Below are 22,777 nucleotides of genomic sequence, written 5' to 3'. Positions count from 1 at the left end.
CAATGAGTGAAGTGAGAACGAAAGCCGGTCTTGCCCAGCAGGCAGCTCCGGTACTGAATAAACTGACGACCGAACAGAAGAATCAGGCTCTGCTGAGTATGGCAGATGCCTTGATCCAGCGCTCCGCCGAAATCATTCAAGCAAACGCCGAGGATTTGCAGCGCGGGAAGGAGCAAGGAACCTCCCCCTCCCTCCTGGATCGTTTAGCTCTGGATGAGTCCCGCATCCAGGGCATTGCAGAAGGACTGCGTCAGATCGTGGAGCTTCCCGACCCCGTGGGAGACACCCTGGATACGATGGACCGCCCGAACGGCCTGTCCATCACCAAGATCCGGGTTCCAATCGGCGTCATCGGGATTGTGTACGAGGCCAGACCTAACGTGACGGTGGATGCGGCCGGGCTGTGCCTGAAGAGCGGAAACGCCGTCGTTCTCCGAGGGGGCTCTTCAGCCATCTCCTCCAACAAAAAAATCGTCGAGGTTCTTCATGACGCTATGGCAGCAACGGCTATTCCGAAGGATGCGCTGCAGCTTATTGAAGATACCGATCGCGCTTCCGTGGATGAAATGCTGAAGCTGAACGGGCTGCTGGATGTCATTATCCCGCGCGGCGGCAGCTCCTTGATCCAGAATGTTGTCATGAATGCCACCGTTCCGGTCATCGAAACCGGCGCCGGCATCTGTCATACCTATCTTGATCAATCAGCTGACCCTGTAATGGCAGAGCAAATCAGCCTCAATGCGAAGGTGCAGCGCCCTTCTGTCTGCAACTCTATGGAGACTTTGCTCGTCCACGCCGATTTTGCAGCGCAGCACCTGGCTGGCCTGCTGGAGAAGTTCCGGGAGCAGCAAGTCGAGATCCGGGGCGACGAAGCGACCAAAGGCTATGCTTCCTGGGCACTTTCAGCCTCGCCGGAGGATTATGCTACAGAGTATAATGATTATGTGCTCAATGTGAGGATCGTAAATAACCTCGATGAAGCCATTGAGCACATCGCTGACTACGGCACCAAGCACTCCGAGTGCATCGTATCCGCCTCCAGCGAGAATGCTTCCCGCTTTATCCAGGAGGTAGACGCTGCAGCGGTGTACCACAATGCTTCCACCCGCTTTACAGACGGGTTCGAATTCGGATTCGGCGCCGAAATCGGCATCAGTACCCAGAAGCTTCATGCACGCGGCCCGATGGGCCTGCCGGCGCTGACCTCCACGAAATACATCGTGAGCGGCAGCGGCCAGATCCGCCAATAAACATGACAAGGAGGAATCATCTGTGTGTCAATCTCCCCAGAACCGCCCTTTAATTGATAAAGCCCTTACCTTCTACGGTGCCGGCTCCATGGCGGAAGCGATCGTCAAAGGCCTGACCCAACGCCATGTTATTGAACCCGAGAATATTACGATGCTGAACCGGAGCAACCTCCAGCGTCTGCAAGAGCTGCAGCAGCGATACGGAGTCCGCACGGAGAATGATCCGCAGGCCAAGCGTGAGATCTTAGCCGCAAGTCCAGTGATCGTCCTCGCGATGAAGCCCAAGGATGCGGCCAAAGCGCTGAAAGAGCTCGGAGCATTTCTGTCACCAGATCAGCTGCTCGTCTCGGTAATTGCCGGCTTATCAATACAGACCACCCAAACTCTGCTGGGGCAAAACCAGCCGCTGGCGCGGACCATGCCGAACACATCCAGCTCGATCGGCCTGGGCTCGACCGGGCTATCCTTCTCTAAAGAGATGACAGAGGATATGCGCAGTCTCGTAATGACTCTGTTTCAGGCTGTCGGGGATGTCACCGTCATAGATGAAGACAAGATGGATGTTCTGACCGGGATCTCCGGCAGCGGACCCGCTTACTTCTACTACATGATGGAAGCCATGACAGCGGCCGGAATCCGAGGCGGCCTGACTGCGGAGCAGAGCCATGAGCTGACGCTGCAGACCATCATGGGCGCGGCCCGCATGGTTCAGGTGACCGGGGAGCAGCCTTCTGCGCTGCGGGCCAAGATCACATCTCCGAATGGATCGACCCAAGCTGCCCTGGAGCGCCTGGATCAGGGAGACTTTTTTGAAACGGTTATTGCTGCTGTAAATCGCTGCGCCGAGCGCTCCCGGGAAATGGGCGCTGCGCTGAAAGGACAAGCCCAATGAGCTACTGTATTGCAACGTATCGTATCCATGATGACCATGCCGATTTTCATAAAAAAGCCCAGTCCATCGCGGTCGGTATGACCGTTGGCAGCTGGACGGAGCTTCCACAGGCCAAACGGGATGCGATGAAGAAGCATCTGGGTGAGGTGTACGCTGTTGAGGTTCACGAATCCCCGGACGGCTCTGCCGGCACCCGTTACGCCGACATTCGCATTGCTTACCCGGATATTAATTTCAGCCGGGACATTCCGGCGCTGCTCGTCACCGTGTTCGGTAAAATATCTATGGATGGCCGGATCAAGCTGACCCATCTAGACCTTTCGTCTGATTTTCTATCCTCTTTTCCGGGCCCCAAGTTCGGCATTGACGGCATCCGCGAGCTATTGGGCGTGAATGATCGGCCGCTCCTGATGAGTATTTTCAAATCCGTGATCGGTCTGAGTGCTGCCGAGCTTCGGGAACAATTTATGAGACAGGCACAAGGCGGTGTAGATCTCGTTAAGGATGACGAAATTCTTTTCGAGAATGACCTGACCCCGATTACGACCCGAGTTCGTCTGTGCATCGAGTCAGCGAACATTGTTGAGCAGGAAACCGGACGCAAGCTCCTTTACGCGGCCAATCTTACCGGACGGACCTTTCAGCTTCGGGATCAGGCGCTGCGAGCCATTGATGCCGGAGCCAATGCCCTCCTGTTTAACGTGCTGTCCTATGGCTATGACGTCCTGCAGGAGCTGAGTGCAGATCCCGAAATTACGGTTCCTATTATGGCGCATCCTGCTCTCGCCGGAGCCATGTATCCGTCGCCTCATTATGGCATTGCCGCGCCCGTTCTGCTGGGCCAGCTGATGCGGCTGGCCGGAGCCGATCTGGTGCTGTTCCCTTCACCATATGGCTCGGTCACCATGCCTCGGGAAGAAAATCTTTCGATCCGGGACGAGCTGCATACAACAGCCCTTGGGGTTAAACGGAGCATGCCTGTTCCATCCGCTGGCATTCACCCTGGACTCGTACCTAAAATCATTCGTGATTTTGGCAGAGACGTGGTGGTGAACGCAGGGGGAGGCATACATGGTCATCCTTTGGGGACAGAGGCCGGCGGGCAAGCCTTTGTGCAGGCCATTGACGCTGCCATGCATGGAGTCCCGCTGTCCGAATATGCCGAGGCTCACCCGGAGCTGAAAGCTGCTCTGGAACTTTGGGGAGGAGAATAATACAGCATGATGATGAACAAGCAGCCTGTCGTCTTTTGCGACTTCGACGGCACGATTACGGACAATGATAACATTGTCGAGATTATGAAGCATTTTTTGCCGGAGGGCTATGAGGAAGTGATGCGCGCTACAGTGGAGCGGCAGATCTCTATCAAAGAAGGCGTCGGACGCATGTTTGCCCTCTTCCCTTCCTCCCGGCGTGAGGAGATCAAGAGCTTCGCGTTAGAGCAGGCCGTCATTCGTGAAGGCTTTCAAGAATATTTGCAGCATCTGCAGGACCACAGAATCCCGTTTTATGTAACGAGCGGCGGGATCGACTTCTTCGTTAAACCGCTTCTGGAGCCGTTTCATATTCCGGAGGAGCAGATTTACTGTAACAGTGCTGACTTTAGCCAGTCCCAGATTACGATTACCTGGCCTCATCCTTGTGAAGGCAGCTGCACCAATCAGTGCGGGATGTGTAAGGTGACCGTGATGAATCAATTCCCTTCCGATCAATATTACCGTATTTTAATTGGGGACAGCATTACTGATTTCGAAGGAGCCAAGATCGCCGATCTGGTGTACTCGCGCTCTACACTGACCAAACGGTGTGAGGAGCTCGGGGTTCAGCATGTTCCATTTCAAACGTTCCACGATATCATTGAGGATATGAAGCAGAAGACGCTTCAGGGGGTATGATAAATGAGATTTTCAGAGATTACTCTAGAAGAGAAGCAAGGCGCCCTTCAAGAGCTGAGACAGGTGAAGGAGCTGTTTGCACAGCGGGGCTGGTTTCCCGGCACGAGCGGCAATCTGTCCGTCCGTGTGGGTGAGTTTGACCGGGAGGACTTTCACTTTGCGATCACTGCAAGCGGCAAAGACAAGTCTGCCCATACGCCAGAGGATTATTTGTTTGTGGATCAGAACGGCAAGCCCGCTCAAGCCACGGCACTGAAGCCCAGCGCGGAAACCTTGATCCATTGTGAGATTTACCGTGAAACAGGCTGTGGTGCGATTTTTCACGTGCACACCGTGTATAATAACCTCATCAGTGAATATTATGGCGAGGAGGGCTTCGTGCCCGCCCAGAGCATCGAGCTTATTAAAGCGTTCAATATTTGGGAGGAGGATGCCAGCATCGCCATTCCGGTGCTCCCGAATTACGCAGATATCCCGAGTATTGCCAAGCTCGTACCGGGCGTATTGAACCAGACCATCCCGGGAATTGTACTTCGCAATCATGGAATTTATGCCTGGGGCAAGAATGCCTTTGAAGCCAAGCGGCATTTGGAGGCCTTTGAATTCATTTTTGAATACTTGTACAAAAAATTGCTGCTGGACGCCGCCCGCCCAGCAAAATAACCAGTACTCCAAGCCAAGGGCTGCCTGCCAAGATCCTGTATCTTAAAGGCAGCTCTTGTTCTTATGATATATGCATTTCCTGCACCAGCAGCGGCACAATCCATTGACGGAAAATATCGATCTTATGGCGGTCTTTCTTCCGCTTATCCTCCGTAAGAACAACAACGGTCTCCAGCTGGGGAATGACATACACAAATTGCCCCCCGAAGCCGCGGGCATAGTAATAGGACAGCTCTACCCCTTGTCCGAAGCCAGAACCTTCGCTCCTCTCGTCCCTAAACGTGTCCACCCACCAATGCCAGGCATAATGCCCGGAGCGCGGCGGCTCTGTGGCCATCCTGGGCTCTATAGACTGCTGCAGCAGACGCTCTGAGATGAGCTGAGTCCCGTCAAAGCACCCTTTTTGCAAATACAGCTGGCCGAAATGCAGCAGTGACTTCGGTGTCAGCTTCAGTCCGTAGCCGCCGGTATGCACCCCTTGCGGATCCATTTCCCACGCGTATTGTTCAATTCCGAGTGGACGAAAAAGCTGCTCCTCTGCAAAAACAGCCGTAGGCAGCCCCGACGCCTTCATCAGAATTCCAGACAGCACCTGAGAATTACCCGAATTATATTCAAACCGGCTACCCGGCACCTCACACAGCGGCTGCTCCAGCACAAATTGAATCCAGTCGGGGGATCTCGTCATTCGCGGAAATGATTTGGGACCGCCAAATTCAGTCCAGCTGATGCCGGACGACATCGTCAAGAGATGCTCCAGCGTCATCTCCGCTTTGTCCCTGTCTTCCGACGCTGCAAGCTGTGGAAAAAATGTCGAGACCGGCGTGCCTGCTCCCGGCAAAATCTTTTGATCCATAGCGATACAAATTAGCGCGGACAGAATGCTCTTCGTACAGGAATTGATTTTGGCCGGCTCCTTTTCTGCAGCCGCATCCCGGTAATACTGGAATTGCAGCTCTCCTCTGCAGCTAATGAGGCAGCTTCGCAGATCCACCTCTGCCATCTCATGCCTTAGCTTCTTGAAATCCATCATCACTCCAACTTTCTAATGCTTAATGATTCATTCTCTCATACCACTTGCCCGGTAAACAACCGCTTCATAAGGCAGAAGACGTCCATTACGCTCCAAACCCGTCGTACAATCGCTGTGATCCCTGTAGCTTCCGATGACAAAGACAGCCTGTTCTGCCCATGCCACCTCAGCACAGGAGAGTTCATAGCCGGCTTCCTCTCCCGTAAAGTTCAACAGGACCAGCCATGCCTCATCCTCCATCCAGCGCATATAAGCTAGGATTTGGCGGTGATCCTCCAGCACCCATTTGAAATCGCCGTAGACGAGGGTCTCGTGCTCCTTCCGCAGCCGGATGATCGATTTATAGTAATTCAGTACGGAATGAGGATCTTGTGTTTGCAGCTCCGTGTGAAGCTCTTGGTGCTTGGGATGCACCGGCAGCCATGGCTGCCCCGTGGTAAACCCGCCTTGATCACTTTCGTTCCACGGCAACGGCGTCCTGGCATGGTCCCTTGATTGACGGCGGATTCGCTGCATGATCTTCTCTTTGTCTTCTCCGCGCTCCTCAACCATCAACTGATAGTACGACAGAGATTGCTGATCCTTGAAATCCCCGATCTCCTGCAGCAAGGGATTGTGAATCATACCTAGCTCTTCTCCCTGAAAAATAAAAGGCGTACCTCGCAGCGTCATCAGCAGCGTAGCGATCATTTTGGCCGATTCCACCCGGTATGTCTCCGGGTCTCCAAAGGTATCCACCATCCTTTGCTGATCATGGTTGCTGACATAGATGCCGAACCAGCCCCCATCTTCCCCGATGTCCTTCTGCCATCGGCTTAAGACACTTCGCAGGTCCTCTAAGGTCCAGTTCTGGCTCTGAAACTCATCCTCCCGAGAACGTCCTAAGGTTGCTGCTTCCGGAGATAAAATCATATTCATTTCGTGCCGGGCGGGGTGAGTATACATCAGCACATCTTGATTTCTTACCTTCGATGCCTCTCCAGCTGTAAAAATAGGGTAATGACTGAACACCTCCTCATTCATTTCCTGCAGATAGGTATGAATATGAGGTCCGTTTTTAGTGAAAATGTCACCATTCGCCTGAAGCTTCTCCTGATTGGTATCCGGAAACCGCTGATCCTTGGACAATGAGTTTATGGCATCCAGACGAAAACCGTCAATGCCGAGCTCCAGCCAAAATCTCATCATCTTGTACATCTGCTGCCTCAGCGGAGGATAATCCCAGTTCAGGTCCGGCTGTCTGGCATTGTACAGGTGCAAATAATACTGCTCTGCCTGATCATCCCAGGTCCAGGCTGGAGTCCCGAGATAAGAGGTCCAGTTGTTAGGAGGGCCGCCATCACTGTTGGCGGGACGCCATATGTAATAGTCTCGATACGGGTTGTCTGCTGCTGAGCGGGACTGCTGAAACCAGGGATGCTGATCCGAGGTGTGATTTAACACTAAATCCATAAGCACCCGGATTCCCCGCTCATGCATTTCGTGGACAAGCCGCTTGAAGTCGTCCATTGTGCCATATTCGGGCTGGATCTCGTAATAGTCGGAAATGTCATAGCCGTAATCTACATTGGGAGAAGCATAGATTGGCGTGAGCCATACCGTATCCACTCCCAGATCTTGAATATAATTCGCTTTAGAGATTAGTCCCGCCAAATCACCGACTCCATCTCCATCGCTGTCCATAAAGCTGCGAGGATAAATTTCATAGATCACGCTTTCCTTCCAATACGCTTTGTTCATTTCTCCAGCCCCTCTCTCTATATAATAGCTGCTTCCAAAAAGTATGCTATAGCTCTTTATAACCGCTGAATCGCGCAAGGAAACGAGCAAGCCGCTGCTCTATGACATTGTGATAAAAAAAACCGCCGCCTCAAACCCACCAAAGGGCTCGAGACAGCGAGTATTTACTTACGCACCAGCCATACTGGCCGGCTGCTTGACGTATATTACCTGCCGATGTTACGGAACTTCTGGGCATAGGCTTTGGCCTCTTCGGCATTGCGCACCCGATTCCGACTCCATTCCAGCAAAATCCGGTCGATGTACCTGAAATGAACCTTGCCCGCGAATACGGCTTCTTTCAGCGCGAGCAGAATCAGCTCATCAGGATAGCGATCCTGATCCAGCCAGCCCGAGATCGTCTCCAGCTCCATGGGAGACAAGGGGCGGCCAAACTCCCGTTCAAATATCCGGAACAGATTACGTTCCTCCTTCACGGGCTGCTCAGCAGGCGGCCAGGCCTCTGCGGCACGAGACTCTTCCGAGAAGCGCTGGCCTGGCTTAGGCATCATCTCCGGCGGGGAGGACTGCTGTGAAGACAGCAGCGCCGCAAGCTTCTCATAGACTCCTTGCAGATTGTAACGCTCATACTGAATGCCGGCGTTCGGATCCCTGAATTCATCAATGGTGATCCACTGCGCCTTCATGAGCTTCTGCAGCTGCTCTGCGATCGCCTCCATCGGCGTGCCGGTCACTGCCTGAAGCTCTTCCAGGGATGGAAATGCATTCTGTTCATTCTGCTGAAACGACAGCAGATGAATGAGCAGCATACACTCCCTGTCGCTAAGACCGGCTCTTCGATAATTCCGCAATAAAGCATACGGAAGCAGCGTAACGCCCTGCTGCATTCCCGCTGCGGCACCGTCAGCCCAAGCTTGGGAAGAGCTCTGTACCTGTTCCTGTGGCTGTCTTTGGTTCGCCATGTAAATCAAGGGTACAGCCTGTAAAGCGTTCGAGGGAACGGAATAGTTTCACGCACGTGATCCAATCCGCAAATCCAGGCTACAGTCCGCTCCAGTCCCAGGCCAAAACCGGAATGCGGCACGGTACCATAGGTTCTAAGGTCCATGTACCACTGATAGTTTTCCATGGACAGCTCATGCTCCTTGAAGCGTTCCTCCAGCAGTTTGGGATCATCAATCCGCTGAGATCCGCCAATAATCTCGCCATAGCCCTCTGGGGCAATCATATCCGCACATAGTACAACCTCAGGACGATTCGGATCCGGCTTCATATAGAAGGCTTTAATTGCGGCAGGATAATGAGTAATAAACACTGGCTTCTCATACTTCTCAGCAATCGCAGTTTCATGCGGCGCTCCAAAATCCTCGCCCCAGGAAATTTCATGGCCCTCTGATTGAAGGAAGGAAATCGCTTCATCATACGTAATTCGCGGGAATGGAGCCTGGATGACTTCCAGCTTCGCCACGTCCCGACCGATCGCTTCCAGCTCTTTGCGGCAGTTCTTGACGACTGATTGCACAACATGGCTGATAAACGCTTCCTGGACCTTGAGGCTTTCCTCATGATCCGTAAACGCCATTTCCGGCTCGATCATCCAGAACTCAATCAAGTGTCTGCGCGTCTTGGATTTCTCAGCACGGAACGTCGGACCGAAGGAGTACACTTTACCCAGCGCCATCGCAGCGGCTTCCATATACAGCTGACCGCTCTGCGTCAAATAAGCATCCTCTTCAAAATATTTCGTGTGAAACAAATTGGTCGTTCCCTCTGCCGATGTCGGCGTCAGAATTGGAGGGTCCACCAATGTAAAGCCGTTATTGTCAAAATATTGCTGCACCGCGCGGATAATCTCTGCCCGAATAACCATGACGGCGCGCTGCTTCTGGCTGCGAAGCCACAAATGGCGGTGATCCATCAGGAAGTCTACGCCATGCTCTTTCGGAGTAATTGGATAATTCTCTGTAATATGAATAATTTCGATCTCGGTAATTGTCATTTCATAGCCGGACTGACTGCGCGGCTCTTCCCGAATGATGCCGGTCACGTATAGCGAGCTTTCCTGAGTCAGACTCTTCGCATCATTCCATAGCTGCTCTGACACTTCACTTTTGACAACGACACCCTGAATATATCCGGTTCCATCCCGCAGCTGCAGAAACTGGATCTTGCCGCTGGATCGCTTGTTCTGAATCCAGGCTCCAATCCTTACGGTCTCTCCTGCATGCTGATGAACTTGAGAAATTACACTTTTGGTGGTCATGCTTGTTCTCTCCTTAAACTGCTACTGTTGATTAGCCGCTGTTACGATGTTATGGGTATCCCTGGCAATAACCAGCTCTTCATTCGTCGGAATCACGAGCACCTCTACACGGGAATCCGGTGCAGAAATCCGTCTCGGTTCTCCGGAACGAATGGCGTTCAGCTCTGCATCCAGCTTGACGCCAAGGAAGGTCAGCTGCTCCAGCACCTTTTGACGAAGAACTACGGAATTCTCGCCTACACCTGCCGTAAATACAAGCACATCGACTCCATTCATGGCCGCGGCATAAGAGCCGATATATTTACGCAGACGATATTCATACATCTCGAACGCCAGTGTCGCATTGGCTTCGCCCTTATCCATGCCCTCGGTAATTTCCCGCATATCACTGCTCACACCGGAAATCGCCAGCAGGCCGCTGTGCTTGTTCAGCATGGAATTGACTTCGCTAACGCTCAGCTCTTCTTTATTCATTACATAAGGTACGATCGCAGGATCTAAATCACCGCTGCGTGTTCCCATCATAAGACCTTCCAGCGGCGTCATGCCCATGGAGGTATCTACAGACTGACCGCCCTGCACAGCCGTGACGGAAGCCCCGTTTCCGATATGGCAGGTGATGATTTTGAGCTCCTCAATAGGCTTGTCCAGGAACGTCGCAGCCGCTTGGCTTACATATTCGTGGGACGTGCCATGAGCGCCGTAACGGCGGACTTTATACTTATTATAAAGAACTCTTGGAATGGCGTACAGGTAAGATTTTTCAGGCATTGTCTGATGGAAGGCCGTATCAAATACGACAACCTGAGGCACATTCGGCATGTTAGTTTCGGCAGCCTTGATCCCCATCATCGAGGCAGGGTTGTGCAGCGGCGCCAGATCAAACAAGCGACGAATCTCGGCTTTGGCAGCATCATCCACGAGCGCAGACGCCTTAAAGGCTTCACCGCCGTGTACCACACGATGGCCGACCGCCTGAATCTCTTCAATAGAAGCAATCACACCATGCTCCTCATGGGTCAGCATGCTCAGCACCTTACGGATCGCGGTAATATGCTCCAGAATTTCACTAACCTCACTGACCTCCTGCTTCCCTGCAGGCTTGTGCGTCAATATTGAAGAATCCATCCCGATTCTTTCCACCAGGCCTTTGGCCAGAACCGATTCATCATTCATATTGTACAGCTGATATTTCAGGGAAGAGCTTCCCGCGTTAATGACTAATATTTTCACAGCCGGTCACCGTCCTTATCATACTTGAAGAAGCCTTCTCCGGTCTTGACACCCAGATGACCTGCACGCACCATCTTTTTTAATACAATGGATGGACGGTACTTAAGCTCGCCAAATTCCCGGAACATCCGCTGCAGTGCTGCCAGTACAGAGTCCAGGCCGAACCGATCTGCCATTTCCAGTGGTCCGTGCTGGAAGCTGTAGCCGATCCGCATGGCATCGTCAATATCCTCTGGCGAAGCAACACCCTCCTGCAGAAGATGGAGTGCTTCATTGATCAGGAGGCAGATCATGCGGCTTGATACAAAGCCCGGGGACTCGTAAACCATGATGCCTTTTTTCTCCACTACCTCTTCTACGAAGCGTTTGGTTTCAGTAAAGGTATTTTCAGAGGTTTTGAGACCCCGGATAATTTCGACCAGATCGACCTTCGATACCGGATGGATAAAGTGCATGCCAATGACCCGCTCGGGATACATGGTTGAGCTGGCCAGCTCGGTTAAGCTGAGCGAGGAGGTATTGCTGGCAAGTATAATGTGAGCCGGGCAAACCTGGTCCAGCTGCTCAAATACGGCTCTCTTAGCATCCAGATCCTCTGTAATCGTTTCGATAACCATGTCACAGGTCCCCAGCTCCGCAAAATGCGTCACCTTCTGAATGCGGCCCAGAATAAGCTTCTTCTCTGCCTGGGTAATTCCCCAGCGCTCCAGCTGCTTATCCAGACTGGTCTCAATCATATGATAAGAGTACTCAAGCTTTTCTGGCGTTTTCTCAACCAGCATGACATCGAGGCCTTTAGCGGCAAGCATTTCAGCAATGCCCTGGCCCATCGTCCCTCCGCCGATTACGCCGATTTTTTTGAAGTACATGGTTTACTCCACCCTTTCCTTAACATCCTATACTTTATTGTACCCTTCTTTCTGTAAACATACATTTATACGGGCACGGAATATAATAATATCTTAGCACGCTCAAAAAGTAAAAAAAAACAGCCAAGCATAAGAATTATGCTGGCTGAAGCGTGTTTTCACGGAATTGACAACGGAATTGCTCGCCGGATAAAATCTCTTCTCTCATCAGAATGTCCAGAGAGTGATCAAAGATCTGATGATGCTGTAGCAGCAGCTGCTTCGTGCGGCCCATGAGCTCCTCCAGGATCGTATTATTCTCTTTCATCAGCTCTTCGGTCGTAACCATATTCATATTGACGATGCCAAGCGAAGTCAGGCCGGACTTCATCATCGTCTCTACGATCGAAATGGATTGCTCGAAGTCGTTGCTAGAGCCCGTGCTGCGTCCCCCATAATAAATTTCTTCAGAGGCGGCTCCCGCGAGAGCAATCATAATCTGTTCCTCCAAAAAAGACTTCGTGTACAAGTACTGCTCCTGCTGCGGATTGTGCCGGACATAGCCCAGTGCCTTACCCCGCGGGCTTAAAGCAACCTGCTTTACGCTGCCTGGACGAACGAGCTCTGCCATAATGGCATGACCCAGCTCGTGAATAGCTACTCTCTTTTTCTCTTCGAGATTCGATTCCCGGTCGGAGCGTTCCCCCATCATTACCTTGTCAATCGCCATGGATAAATGGCGGTGATGAATCATTTCACTATTTTCACGCATCGTGTAGATTGCGGCTTCGTTCATGACGCTTTCGAGCTGCGCACCAGAGAAGCCATAGGCTTCTTCCGCAATTTTGTCCAGATCCACATTCGGGTGCAGCGGCTTGTTGCCGGCATGCAGATTCAGAATATGAGAACGCCCCTTCTTGTCAGGCAGGTCTACCTGAATATGACGGTCAAAGCGTCCCGGGCGAAGCAAGGCGCTGTCCAGCATTTCCTTGCGGTTAGTAGCTGCAATAACGAGAATCTTCGGCGACTCCGAGGAATAAATTCCGTCCATTTCTGTAAGCAGCTGGTTCAAGGTCTGGTCATACTCCCGCTGCTGTCCGCCTTCACGCTTTCCCCCAATGACATCGATCTCGTCTATAAAAATAATGGCGCTTTGCTTATTCTCTTTGGCTGCCCGTGTCCGTGCATCCTTAAACAAGTCACGAATCCGTCCCGCACCGACACCGACATACATTTCGACAAACTCACTGCCTGAGGCAGCGACAAAGACCGAGTTCGTGTAATGCGCCGCCGCCTTCGCCATCAAGGTCTTCCCGGTTCCCGGAGGGCCTGTCAGCAAAATCCCCTTCAGCGGCCGAATGCCGAACTTCTTGATCTCTTCATGCCGGTTCAGAAAATCCAGTGCTTCCCGGAGTTCCTGCTTGGCATTGTCCTGACCGCCGATCTCTTCAAAGGTCAGCTTCGCGGGCGCCGCTTTCTTCCGTTTCCGATCGTTGCCGGCCCCTACTGCGATTCCGCCTCTCATCTTAAGGACCATAAACAGGGCCCCGACCAAAGCAGCCGCGATCAGAATCGGCACCACGTTCAAGCCGATAAATGCCATAAATATAAACAATACAGGAACAAAGCCAATCAACGCTTCCTTACTCCATTTAGGCATGATTCCATACCTCCATTGTGCCGGGATGACGCGGCAGGATTATAAACTTGCCCGAGGTTCCATCGGACAGGCTGACATACACGTTCTGATCATCAATTTGCGCGACCGCTTTCAGGTTCGGCCTTTGATCGGCCAGCTGGTTCAATGCGGTTTGAATATCGGTATACTGCCGGTTATCCATAGCCTGGGCGACGGAGAGCATGGCGCTGTCCCACCACTCATTCAGCACGTCCGAGGAATGATCAGCCACCTCGATCATCAGCTCCCGCTGGTCAATGACGCTTTTACCTTCCTTCTGGATCTGGGACACCAAATCCCGAAGATCGGTTTCTGGCTGTAAATCGAGTTTCAAAGTGACCGTATTGCGTTTAATATCTATCTGAGAGTCATTGACTCCCTCATATTGTGACAGGACTTGAGCAATAGGATTCTGAAGAGCATAGTGACGGTACAGAAACCAGCCTCCAAAAAGCACGGAAGCCGAAACGACAACTGACAGCAAGATGGGAAATATGCGGAGCTTCAAGGTCAGTTCATCCTCTCTACATAAAGTGTACATAGGAAAGTATATCATTATAGCATTTACGACATAGCAGTTTTGAATACAAATAAGAGTATATCACATTATATATACGATTTCATTTACAACTGTGAAAATATTGAAAACAATTTGTTGTAAGCGCATTCATAGTATTGCACACCAATAAACACGCTGCCTCTGCATGAAAGGCGCGTGTTTATTCATGCTTATGGATTCGGTAATATAATATCTTCTCCGATCGGTTCACCATCGGCGAATCGAAAGAAACGGTAGCCTGTCTTGCCTTCATCACGGAAATGAAGCTGCCAGACATATTCATTCTCGTACATTCCGGGAACGAGACGCAGCATTGAGACTTCCGGAAACTGGCTGGAAATCAGGGAGGACATCTGCTTCTCACTCATGCCATCCTTCAAAGACTCTGCATGCACAAAGTCCCCTCCTGCAGGCACCCCGTCCTTCGTGAATTTCACCCATACCATAATGTTCTCACCCTTGGTGTCCAGCCCGGAAGCAACCCAGTAATTACTGTTCTCATCCCACACGGAGCGGTAGGTTTTCTCGACCTTGCCAAGTCCGCCATATTGCCTTGCAGCCTGAACGGCTGCCCGCTCTTTCTCCCAGGAGCGGGACATGACATCATTGTAGTAGATTTGAACAAAGAGCAGAACAAGCAATATGGCAGATAAGGTGAATAAGATACGTTTCGTTTTGGTTTTCAATTCAGTCCCCTCGCTCCCGCCATTATTGGGTCAAGAGAGCCTCGAAGGCTAGCTGTGCTTCCCTGCGGATCTTCTCTTCGTCCAGGGTCAGGCAAGCTCCATTCTTCACGAGCTGTCTGCCATCCACCCATACATGCTTTACATCCTTCGCCGAGGCAGAATAAACGGCATGAGAGATAAAGTCACTGTATGGCAGAAAATGCGGCTGATCCGTGTCCAGTGCAATGAAATCTGCTTTCATGCCTGCCTTCAGACGTCCCACCTGGTTCAGGAACAAGGAATCCGCTCCATATTCGGTGCCCATTCGCAGCGCCTCTGCAGCAGGAACAGCAGTAGGATCTCCACTGACGCCCTTGTGAATCAGAGCAGCGAGTCGAATTTCTTCAAACATATCCAGGTTGTTGTTGCTCGCCGGACCGTCTGTACCGAGAGATACCTTCACTCCCGCTTTCAGGAGCTCCGGTACACGGGCAATGCCGCTCGCCAGCTTCAGATTACTACCGGGATTATGAGAGACGCCGACCTGATGCGCGGCTAGAATGCTGATCTCCTCATCGGTAAGATGTACGCCGTGGGCAATCAGGCTAGGCCGGGAGAACATGCCCAGCTTCAGAAGATGCTCCACCGGCCGGACACCGTAATCCTTCACATTTTGCTCTACTTCATTGCGGGTCTCACTCATATGGGTATGCATCGGCAGATCCAGATCGATGGAAGCCTGTACAAATTTCTCAATATAGTCCGGCGGGCAGGTATACGGGGCATGTGGAGAAATCATCGTTGTAATTCGTCCATCCGCTTTTCCATGCCAGGATTTGGCGAAGTCAACCGCCTCGTTCAGCTTTCTCTGTTGTTCTTCCGGTGAGCACAGGCCGATCACCCCGCGTGTTAACACCGCCCGCATTCCAGATTGCTTCGTCACAGCCGCCACTTGATCCATATGATCATACATATCCAGGAAGGTCGTCGTGCCGCCCTTCAGCATCTCAAGAACGGAAAGAGAGGTACCCCAATAGACGTCTTGGGCCGTAAACTTCCCTTCCATTGGCCACATTTTCTCCTGCAGCCATACCTGGAGCGCCAGATCATCACCATAACCTCGCAGCAACGACATCGCTGTATGTCCATGAGTATTAATCAATCCCGGTAAAAACAGCAAATGGCTGCCGTCCATGACCTCGGTTCCCTCATCGATTTGCGGCTCCTCTTCCCCGATATACGTAATGATATCGTCCTCGATGAGCATGTATCCCGAAATGACAGTCTTTCCTTCCTCCAGCACGGCAAAGGTGCCGTTCTTAATGACCTGCTTCCGCGGTGTCATTGTTCATCTCCTCCTTCCCATTATCCAAATAGTAAGCCAGGCTTTGCAAATCTGTCGTAAAATCAGCCGTATGAATACGGATGTGAGATGGAGCCTTCAGAATGACCGGCGCGAAATTCAATATGGCCTCAATTCCAGCTGCAACCAGCATATCCGCAACATTTTGCGCCTCAATGTCCGGGACGGTGATGATGCCGATCCGAATGCTCAGCTTCTGAATCGTATCACTCAGCTCCTCCATCGGCAGCACGGTCAGGTTATTGATGCGTGTCCCCACCTTAGCGGTATGAGCGTCAAAGACCGCTACGATTTTCATATTATCCTTCAGAAAGGCATTATAGTTGGATAATGCATGTCCCAGATTTCCTGCACCGACAAGCACCACGTTAATTTGCTGATCCAGCTTCAGAATCTGGCGAATCTTCTCAATCAGATAAATGACGTCATACCCGATGCCCTTTCTCCCAAAATCCCCGAAATACGCAAGGTCCTTGCGAATCTGGGCAGGATTTAGATCCAGCCTCTGCCCCAGCTCCTGCGAGGAGACGGTGGCAACCTCTCTCTTATGCAGCTCATTCAAATAACGCAGATAGACAGGCAGTCTGCGAACCACAGCTTCCGAAATTTTATCCGATTTCATGCTTGCTCCCCCTATAGATTAAACTCAAGGCCGAACACTTTAAGTCTCTAACACTGGAACACTAACACACCTTATTCATGAATCAGGCTGAAGCCATTCCTCAATCCGAGATACCATCTGATCAGATCGCATATGCTCCATTTTCGGTCCGGGTAAAGAGTACAGAAAATACTTGCCGTAATAGGATTCAATAATTCTTGTATCATAAACAATGACGATGCCGCGGTCATTTGCAGTTCGGACGAGGCGGCCGAACCCTTGCTTGAAGCGGATGACTGCTTGCGGGACAGACAGCTTCATAAACGGATTCTTCTTCTGCTGCTGCAGCAGCTCACTCTTCGCTTCAACCAGCGGGTGGCTTGGCGGCTGAAAGGGAAGGCGGACAATGGCCAGGCAGGTAAGGGCCTCTCCTGGAATATCAACACCTTCCCAGAAGGAGCTCGTGCCCAGAAGAACCGAGGGACCGCTATCTTGAAACCGCCGGATCAGCTTGCTTCGACTCACGCCGTCCATCCCCTGTCCCAGGACGTGAATATCACGGGACTGCAGCAGCTCCTTTAACGGTTCATAGACTTGTCTCAGCATTTTGTAGGAAGTGAACAGCACCATCATTCGGCCCTGGGTCGCCACGGCCGCGTCAGCCAGCGACTGCACCAGGCTGCTGAGAAATTTGGGATCTCCCACCGTTCCCTTCACGCTCGGGAAGTCCCGGGGGACAATGAGCAGCGCCTGCTCCCGGTACTGAAACGGAGAAGGCAGCTGCACGGTGTCCAGACGGCTCTGTTCCGAGGCCTCCTGCAGCCCCAGGTTGTCAATCATATATTGGAATGATTTATCGACAGACAGGGTCGCAGAGGTGAGAATCACACTTTGCTTCTTATCAAAGAATAATGCCTTCAGCTGCTGTGATACGTCAATCGGGACAGCATAGAGCTGAAGTGACTTGCTGCGATAGCTGCTGTTGGCCTCCATCCAGTATACCGTTTCCTCGTGAGTCAGGCTCATAAAAAAGCGCAGCTCCTCCCGATGGGTGGCGAGGTCCTTAAACAAGCCGTTCAGATCCGTCACCAGACTGTCAGCGCTGTAATCATCCAGATCTTCTCTGAGCTCCTGGATCAGCACATCTCCCTGACGGGATAACTCTCCCAGGGTCAAGTAGATCTGATGCTCGATCTGCTGCAGCTCGGTCCAGGCCTTCGGCAGCTTCGACTTGGACAGCCGCAGCGTATATTGTCCTGCGTCGCCGGGAAGAGCATCCCCTCTCTCCGGAATGAGCTGGAACAGCTGCTCACTAAGCCGGTCCCAATGCTCTTTCACGCTAATAAGATCGGGGATCAGCCGATCCACAACCGCAGTCCAATCTCCAGATTTCTCATGGCCGGAGAGCTGGAGCAGCTGCCGAAGCGCCGGAAGCTGGCCGTTCTTGCTGTCCTTGTACAGACGCATCAGCGTATGCACGACCGAGAAATATTTCACGTTCAGTCCCAAATGCTTGCCAGCCACCTCTTCCAGCTGATGCGCCTCATCAATGACAAGGTTCTCGTAGGGAGGCAGCAGCTGATGGTTGGCCTTCACATCCGTAAATAGCTTGGAATGATTGGTAATGACGACATCTGCCAAGCCTGCTTCATGTCTCGCCCGGTGGTAGTAGCATTTCTTGAACCAGGGACAGGCTCTGCCCAGGCAGGAATCGGAGTCGCTGGACACACTATCCCAGAACTCGCCGTTTCGTCCGCCCAGATTCAGCTCCTCATCATCTCCCGTCTGGGTCTGAGTCAGCCACACCAGCATTTGAGCAGCAATGATAACATCTTCCTTCGGAGAGGCGAAGTCTTTTCTGTTTATTTTATGTTCAAATTTTCGCAAACACAAATAATGCTGCCTTCCCTTGAAGACGGCTGCTTTGAAAGGAAAGGGCACAACCTGATTCAGAAGAGGCACATCCCGCTCCCGCAGCTGCTCCTGCAGATTAATCGTATGGGTGCTGACAATGACCTTCTCTTCCTGCTTGACGCTCTGATAAATGGAGGGCAGCAAATAGCCGAGCGATTTGCCTGTTCCGGTTCCTGCCTCAATCAGCAGATGCTTGCGTTCATCCAAGGCCTCCATGACCTTGTTGAACATCATTTCCTGCGCTTCACGGCTCTCATAATGAGATAGCGTTTGCTGTAAATTGCGCTGAACCTGCTCCATAAATTCCGGAAAACCCACGTTCTTGAGCGGGTTACCCTCCTCTTCATCACGTACAGGCGGAATATCTGTCCAGTCCTCTACAGCCAGGGCAAGCTGACGATAGAACGTATAGCCGAGCTCACTCTCCTCATCCACCGGATGACGCTCCCGCTCTTCTCTCAAGCCATCAAAGAACCAGCCCATATCGCTGTCCTCATCGACAAACAGATCAGCCAGCCTTTGAATAGTCAGCAAGGGCAGCTTCTCCAGCTCCTCGAAACATTTCAGCAGAATATGTGCTGTTGCCAATGCGTCGCTGTCGGCCTGATGCGGCCGGTCATGCTGCAGCCCGAACTCAGCAGAAACCATGCCCAGCTGGTAGGTGTGCAAAGAGGGGAAGCATATTTTGAGAAAATGTATAGTGTCCAGAATCCGGCCGCTGAAGGGCAGGTACCCGCAGCGATCCAGTGCATTCTGCAAAAAATTAAAGTCAAACGTTACATTGTGGCCAACCAATATCACATCGTCCAGTAAAGGAACGAGCTGCATCATCATCTCTTCCAGCATCGGAGCATCTTTAACATCCTGCTCCGTGATCCCAGTCAGTCCGGTGATAAAGGGAGGTATCGGGATTCCCGGGTTTACATACGATCCGAATACACGGGAAATATGGCCGCCTTCTTCGATGATCGCCAGGCCTACCTGGATAATCTCATCTGTGGAATGGCTGCCCGTCGTTTCAAAGTCCAACACAGCATATTTCATTGAGCCAAATTCCTTCCCTACAGTCTACCTATCAGCATACCAGAAGTTACGCTTTTTGAACATTCCACACCCTGCCGGCACAAAAAGACGATGCTGCCATCCGCTTCTTTAAAGCGAAGGAGCATCGTCTTCGTGGCTTATAACAGCGAGATCAGCGGACTTCCGTACTGCAGTTCTCCCCGCTTTTGGTGGCAGACCTGCAGGTTGTTCAGAGGATCCGGCAATGTAGGATCCTGTTGAATCGCCAGAGTAAAGAACTCTGAGGCCTTATCCCTTGCTCCCTGAATCACCTGTATACAGCCCATTGCATTGTAAATGATGGCCTTCAGCTTCTTGTCCTCTGCACCAGGGAGCATCCCGAGCAGCTGCCTTGCAGCCTCTGACGTTTCCCCCAGATGCAGATGGGACATGGCAAGGTAGAGCCGGATTAAAGGACTGTCCGGGTATGATTCGGCCGCTGCCGTGAATTGAGATAAGGCAGGCTCAAACATCAGCAGCTTGTAATAGCCCTGTCCCCGGATAAACGTCTCCAGCTGCAGCTCCGGCGATCCGGTCGGCGGAAATCCCGGAGGTGCAGCCGTGTTCTCACGAAACACCGCCATTCTCTCCTCGAAGCGGAGCCACTCGTCAATGATGCCGTCACTCATCTGCTTGAGCAAATTCCAATTGTGCACCAGCGCTTGCTTTTGGGGGCCTTGAGCGGCAGGGTAATGCTTCACAATTTCATCGAACATGTTGTTCATTTCATCGAATACATGCTGAAACATGGAGTGCATCCCACCCTTAACCTGATAAATGAGTGATCAGTGCAGCCGACCTGATATCATTTTTTGTTAAGACGGGCGATTTCATTCGATGTCATGCCGTTACTTTCTGGTGTCATTCCCTTATCGCACCGTGGCGTGGATTTCGCGGTGCTCGGTTACGAGCGGCTTGTTGTTTCCATCCACAATGACGACGATCGGCTCATGCACCGCCGCTTCTTCTCTGGACAGCATCGCATAAGAAATGATAATGACAGAGTCTCCAGGCTGGACCAGCCTTGCAGCAGCACCATTCAAGCAGATCACGCCGCTTCCGCGCTCCCCTTTAATGACATAGGTTTCCAGACGGGCTCCATTATTGTTATTTACAATTTGAACCTTCTCATTTTCCAGCAAATCCGCGGTGTCCATCAAATCCTCGTCGATCGTAATGCTGCCGACATAATTGAGATTGGCTTCTGTGACCGTGGCGCGGTGAATTTTGGATTTCATCATCGTTCTGAACATCAGTTATACACCTGCTTTCGGTTGGTAAAGTACATTATCAATCAAGCGCGTCTTTCCGAATTTCACAGCTACTGCCAATATAACCGTCTCTGACAGACTGGATAATGTCGCATCGTCACTTACAGCCTGAAGCTGTGGGAAGAGCAGCACTTCAGCGTAATCAATCTGGGCCAAAGGGGCTTTGCTAATGACAGACCGCAGGTGCTCCTGCACCTCAGGAGCCGTCCTCAGGGAACCTTTTGTAATGCCTTCCAGCGCGGCACTAAGGGCCTGTGACAGCGATAAAGCCTGCCTCCGCTCTTCCGGGCTGAGATATACATTTCTCGAGCTCATCGCAAGTCCGTCCTGCTCCCTAACAAGGGGGCAGGGGATAACCTGAACCTCCAGATTCAGATCCGTCACCATCTGCTGAATCACCGCCACCTGCTGGGCATCCTTCATTCCGAAATAGGCATAATGCGGCTTTACGATATTAAATAGCTTGTTGACTACCGTTGTCACACCGTCAAAATGACCGGGGCGCGAAGCCCCGCACAGTAATGTGGTCAGCTCGCTCACCGCCACCTTCGTCTTGACCGGCTGTGGATACATCTCCTCCATGGTGGGCAGGAAGGCGATATCCACACCCTTTTCTTCAGCAATATGAAGGTCGCGTGCTTCATCCCGAGGATACGTCTCGAAGTCCTCCCCCGGTCCAAACTGGATCGGGTTCACAAATATGCTAAGCACGACGGTGCCGCATTCCATTCTTGCCCGCTCCAGCAGGCTGCCATGGCCCTCGTGCAAATATCCCATCGTGGGCACAAAGCCGATCGGTCCCATCCCTTTGGAAGTGACTCTCGACAGCTCAGTGCGAAGCGCTTGAATGGTACGAATGATCTGCATCAGCTGTTCACCTTATCCTTTTCCCGGGTGGCGCCGTAAAGCGTCGTCTCTACAGCCTTCTCTGCTGCCGCCTTGCCGCCAAAGACATGCTCTTCTGCCGGAAAAGACCGATTCTTGACCTCTTGAACATACCGGGACAGCCCTTCCGTAATGACCGCGCCAATGTCAGCATAATTCTTGACGAACTTTTTACTGCGGTAGTCTGACGTATACTTGAGCACATCATGATAGACGAGCACCTGTCCGTCACAGCCGCGCCCTGCACCAATACCGATGGTCGGAATGCTCAGCTCCTGACTGATAGCGGCTGCTGCTTCTTCCGTCACGAGCTCCAGCACAATGGCAAATGCGCCTGCCGCCTCCAGTGCCTTGGCATCCTTCATCAGACGAGCTCTGTCCTGCTCATCCTTGCCCTGCACCCGATAGCCGCCAATCTGATTCACCGCCTGCGGTGTCAAGCCGATATGTCCCAGCACGGGCACTCCGGCGCGGACTACGTGCTGAACGGTGTCTGCGATTTCCGCTCCGCCCTCCATTTTGACAGCATGGGCATGTCCTTCCTGCATCAGCCGGCGTACCTGGTCAAACGTATGATCAAGACTGCCGTGATACGTCAAGAACGGGAGATCCGCGACGATAAAGGTATGCTCAGCGCCCCGGGCTACTGCGCGGGTATGATACACCATATCCTCGATCGTGACCGGGATGGTGGAGTCGTAGCCCAGCACCACGTTGCCCAGAGAATCTCCAACAAGAATCATATCGACCCCGGCCTTCTCCGCCAGCTTTGCCGAAGGGTAATCGTATGCTGTGAGCATACTGATCGGGGTTTGGTCCTGCTTCATATTTTTAATTTTAATGATGTTTAAGGGTGTTTTGCCTGCCATGTGACACCATGCCTCCTTCAAATGACTTTGTGTGAAAACACAACAAAAAAACCTTGTTTAGCAGTACAGCTAAAAAGGTCCGATAGGCAAAAA

Annotated in this window: 21 protein-coding genes; 5 read left to right on the top strand and 16 right to left on the bottom strand. The window is 52.0% G+C overall.

The features are described from left to right. Nucleotides 1-2 precede the first annotated feature (2 nt). Genes E6C60_RS09385 through mtnB form a run of 5 tightly spaced genes read left to right on the top strand, consistent with a single transcriptional unit; the run spans nucleotide 3 to nucleotide 4,700 of the window. Nucleotides 3-1,250 (top strand): glutamate-5-semialdehyde dehydrogenase, encoded by a 1,248-nt coding sequence (locus E6C60_RS09385; protein WP_138225618.1) that lies wholly within the window; start codon nucleotides 3-5, stop codon nucleotides 1,248-1,250. Nucleotides 1,251-1,272: 22 nt separating this feature from the next. Further along, complete coding sequence (proC, locus tag E6C60_RS09380) at nucleotides 1,273-2,142, top strand: pyrroline-5-carboxylate reductase (protein WP_138225617.1); 870 nt, start codon at nucleotides 1,273-1,275, stop codon at nucleotides 2,140-2,142. Beyond that, entirely contained in the window at nucleotides 2,139-3,356 is a 1,218-nt protein-coding gene (locus tag E6C60_RS09375) for a 2,3-diketo-5-methylthiopentyl-1-phosphate enolase (protein WP_138225616.1), read from the top strand. The genes proC and E6C60_RS09375 overlap by 4 nt, the downstream gene beginning before the upstream one ends. 6 nt (nucleotides 3,357-3,362) lie before the next feature. Next, entirely contained in the window at nucleotides 3,363-4,037 is a 675-nt protein-coding gene (locus E6C60_RS09370) for a 2-hydroxy-3-keto-5-methylthiopentenyl-1-phosphate phosphatase (protein ID WP_138225615.1), read from the top strand. A gap of 3 nt (nucleotides 4,038-4,040) precedes the next feature. Then, nucleotides 4,041-4,700: a methylthioribulose 1-phosphate dehydratase gene (gene mtnB / locus E6C60_RS09365; RefSeq protein WP_138225614.1), complete on the top strand. Its 660-nt coding sequence runs from the start codon at nucleotides 4,041-4,043 to the stop codon at nucleotides 4,698-4,700. Between the two features lie 61 nt (nucleotides 4,701-4,761). Here the strand turns inward: mtnB and E6C60_RS09360 are convergent, their stop codons facing one another. The 16 genes from E6C60_RS09360 to panB form a co-directional block, all read right to left on the bottom strand. Then, nucleotides 4,762-5,733 (bottom strand): serine hydrolase domain-containing protein, encoded by a 972-nt coding sequence (locus E6C60_RS09360; RefSeq protein ID WP_175415256.1) that lies wholly within the window; start codon nucleotides 5,731-5,733, stop codon nucleotides 4,762-4,764. A 27-nt stretch (nucleotides 5,734-5,760) separates the two neighbouring features. Then, complete coding sequence (locus E6C60_RS09355; RefSeq protein WP_138225613.1) at nucleotides 5,761-7,473, bottom strand: glycoside hydrolase family 13 protein; 1,713 nt, start codon at nucleotides 7,471-7,473, stop codon at nucleotides 5,761-5,763. Between the two features lie 206 nt (nucleotides 7,474-7,679). Next, nucleotides 7,680-8,435, bottom strand: coding sequence for a DnaD domain-containing protein (locus E6C60_RS09350; RefSeq protein WP_138225612.1), 756 nt, complete (start codon nucleotides 8,433-8,435; stop codon nucleotides 7,680-7,682). A 5-nt stretch (nucleotides 8,436-8,440) separates the two neighbouring features. Continuing rightward, the gene (asnS, locus tag E6C60_RS09345) at nucleotides 8,441-9,736 is read right to left on the bottom strand and encodes an asparagine--tRNA ligase (RefSeq protein WP_138225611.1); all 1,296 of its coding nucleotides are present in this window, start codon (nucleotides 9,734-9,736) and stop codon (nucleotides 8,441-8,443) included. A gap of 21 nt (nucleotides 9,737-9,757) precedes the next feature. After that, nucleotides 9,758-10,969 carry an acetate/propionate family kinase gene (locus E6C60_RS09340; RefSeq protein ID WP_138225610.1) on the bottom strand — a complete coding sequence of 404 codons (1,212 nt, stop codon included), beginning with the start codon at nucleotides 10,967-10,969 and terminating at the stop codon, nucleotides 9,758-9,760. Further along, complete coding sequence (locus tag E6C60_RS09335) at nucleotides 10,966-11,838, bottom strand: 3-hydroxyacyl-CoA dehydrogenase family protein (protein ID WP_138225609.1); 873 nt, start codon at nucleotides 11,836-11,838, stop codon at nucleotides 10,966-10,968. Before E6C60_RS09335 ends, E6C60_RS09340 begins: the two co-directional genes overlap by 4 nt. Nucleotides 11,839-11,974: 136 nt before the next feature. Next, nucleotides 11,975-13,477: an AAA family ATPase gene (locus E6C60_RS09330; RefSeq protein ID WP_138225608.1), complete on the bottom strand. Its 1,503-nt coding sequence runs from the start codon at nucleotides 13,475-13,477 to the stop codon at nucleotides 11,975-11,977. Next, nucleotides 13,470-13,979 carry a cation transporter gene (locus E6C60_RS09325; RefSeq protein ID WP_233281185.1) on the bottom strand — a complete coding sequence of 170 codons (510 nt, stop codon included), beginning with the start codon at nucleotides 13,977-13,979 and terminating at the stop codon, nucleotides 13,470-13,472. Before E6C60_RS09325 ends, E6C60_RS09330 begins: the two co-directional genes overlap by 8 nt. A gap of 245 nt (nucleotides 13,980-14,224) precedes the next feature. Continuing rightward, entirely contained in the window at nucleotides 14,225-14,740 is a 516-nt protein-coding gene (locus E6C60_RS09320) for a cell wall elongation regulator TseB-like domain-containing protein (RefSeq protein ID WP_138225606.1), read from the bottom strand. Nucleotides 14,741-14,762: 22 nt separating this feature from the next. Then, the gene (locus tag E6C60_RS09315) at nucleotides 14,763-16,064 is read right to left on the bottom strand and encodes an amidohydrolase (RefSeq protein WP_138225605.1); all 1,302 of its coding nucleotides are present in this window, start codon (nucleotides 16,062-16,064) and stop codon (nucleotides 14,763-14,765) included. Next, a complete protein-coding gene (locus tag E6C60_RS09310; protein ID WP_138225604.1) occupies nucleotides 16,039-16,704 on the bottom strand; it encodes a redox-sensing transcriptional repressor Rex in 666 nt (221 codons plus the stop codon). The genes E6C60_RS09315 and E6C60_RS09310 overlap by 26 nt, the downstream gene beginning before the upstream one ends. Before the next feature lie 75 nt (nucleotides 16,705-16,779). Further along, nucleotides 16,780-19,641: an ATP-dependent DNA helicase DinG gene (gene dinG, locus E6C60_RS09305; RefSeq protein ID WP_138225603.1), complete on the bottom strand. Its 2,862-nt coding sequence runs from the start codon at nucleotides 19,639-19,641 to the stop codon at nucleotides 16,780-16,782. Between the two features lie 137 nt (nucleotides 19,642-19,778). After that, a complete protein-coding gene (locus E6C60_RS09300) occupies nucleotides 19,779-20,408 on the bottom strand; it encodes a tetratricopeptide repeat protein (protein WP_138225602.1) in 630 nt (209 codons plus the stop codon). A 120-nt stretch (nucleotides 20,409-20,528) separates the two neighbouring features. After that, nucleotides 20,529-20,912 carry an aspartate 1-decarboxylase gene (panD, locus tag E6C60_RS09295; RefSeq protein ID WP_138225601.1) on the bottom strand — a complete coding sequence of 128 codons (384 nt, stop codon included), beginning with the start codon at nucleotides 20,910-20,912 and terminating at the stop codon, nucleotides 20,529-20,531. Between the two features lie 3 nt (nucleotides 20,913-20,915). Then, on the bottom strand, nucleotides 20,916-21,797 hold the full coding sequence (gene panC, locus E6C60_RS09290) for a pantoate--beta-alanine ligase (RefSeq protein WP_138225600.1): 882 nt from the start codon (nucleotides 21,795-21,797) through the stop codon (nucleotides 20,916-20,918). After that, on the bottom strand, nucleotides 21,797-22,684 hold the full coding sequence (panB, locus tag E6C60_RS09285; RefSeq protein WP_138225599.1) for a 3-methyl-2-oxobutanoate hydroxymethyltransferase: 888 nt from the start codon (nucleotides 22,682-22,684) through the stop codon (nucleotides 21,797-21,799). The genes panC and panB overlap by 1 nt, the downstream gene beginning before the upstream one ends. Between the last annotated feature and the right edge of the window lie 93 nt (nucleotides 22,685-22,777).

Source organism: Paenibacillus algicola (genome assembly GCF_005577435.1).
Taxonomy (GTDB): domain Bacteria; phylum Bacillota; class Bacilli; order Paenibacillales; family Paenibacillaceae; genus Paenibacillus_AQ; species Paenibacillus_AQ algicola.
This window is presented reverse-complemented; position numbering and strand designations above follow the sequence as displayed.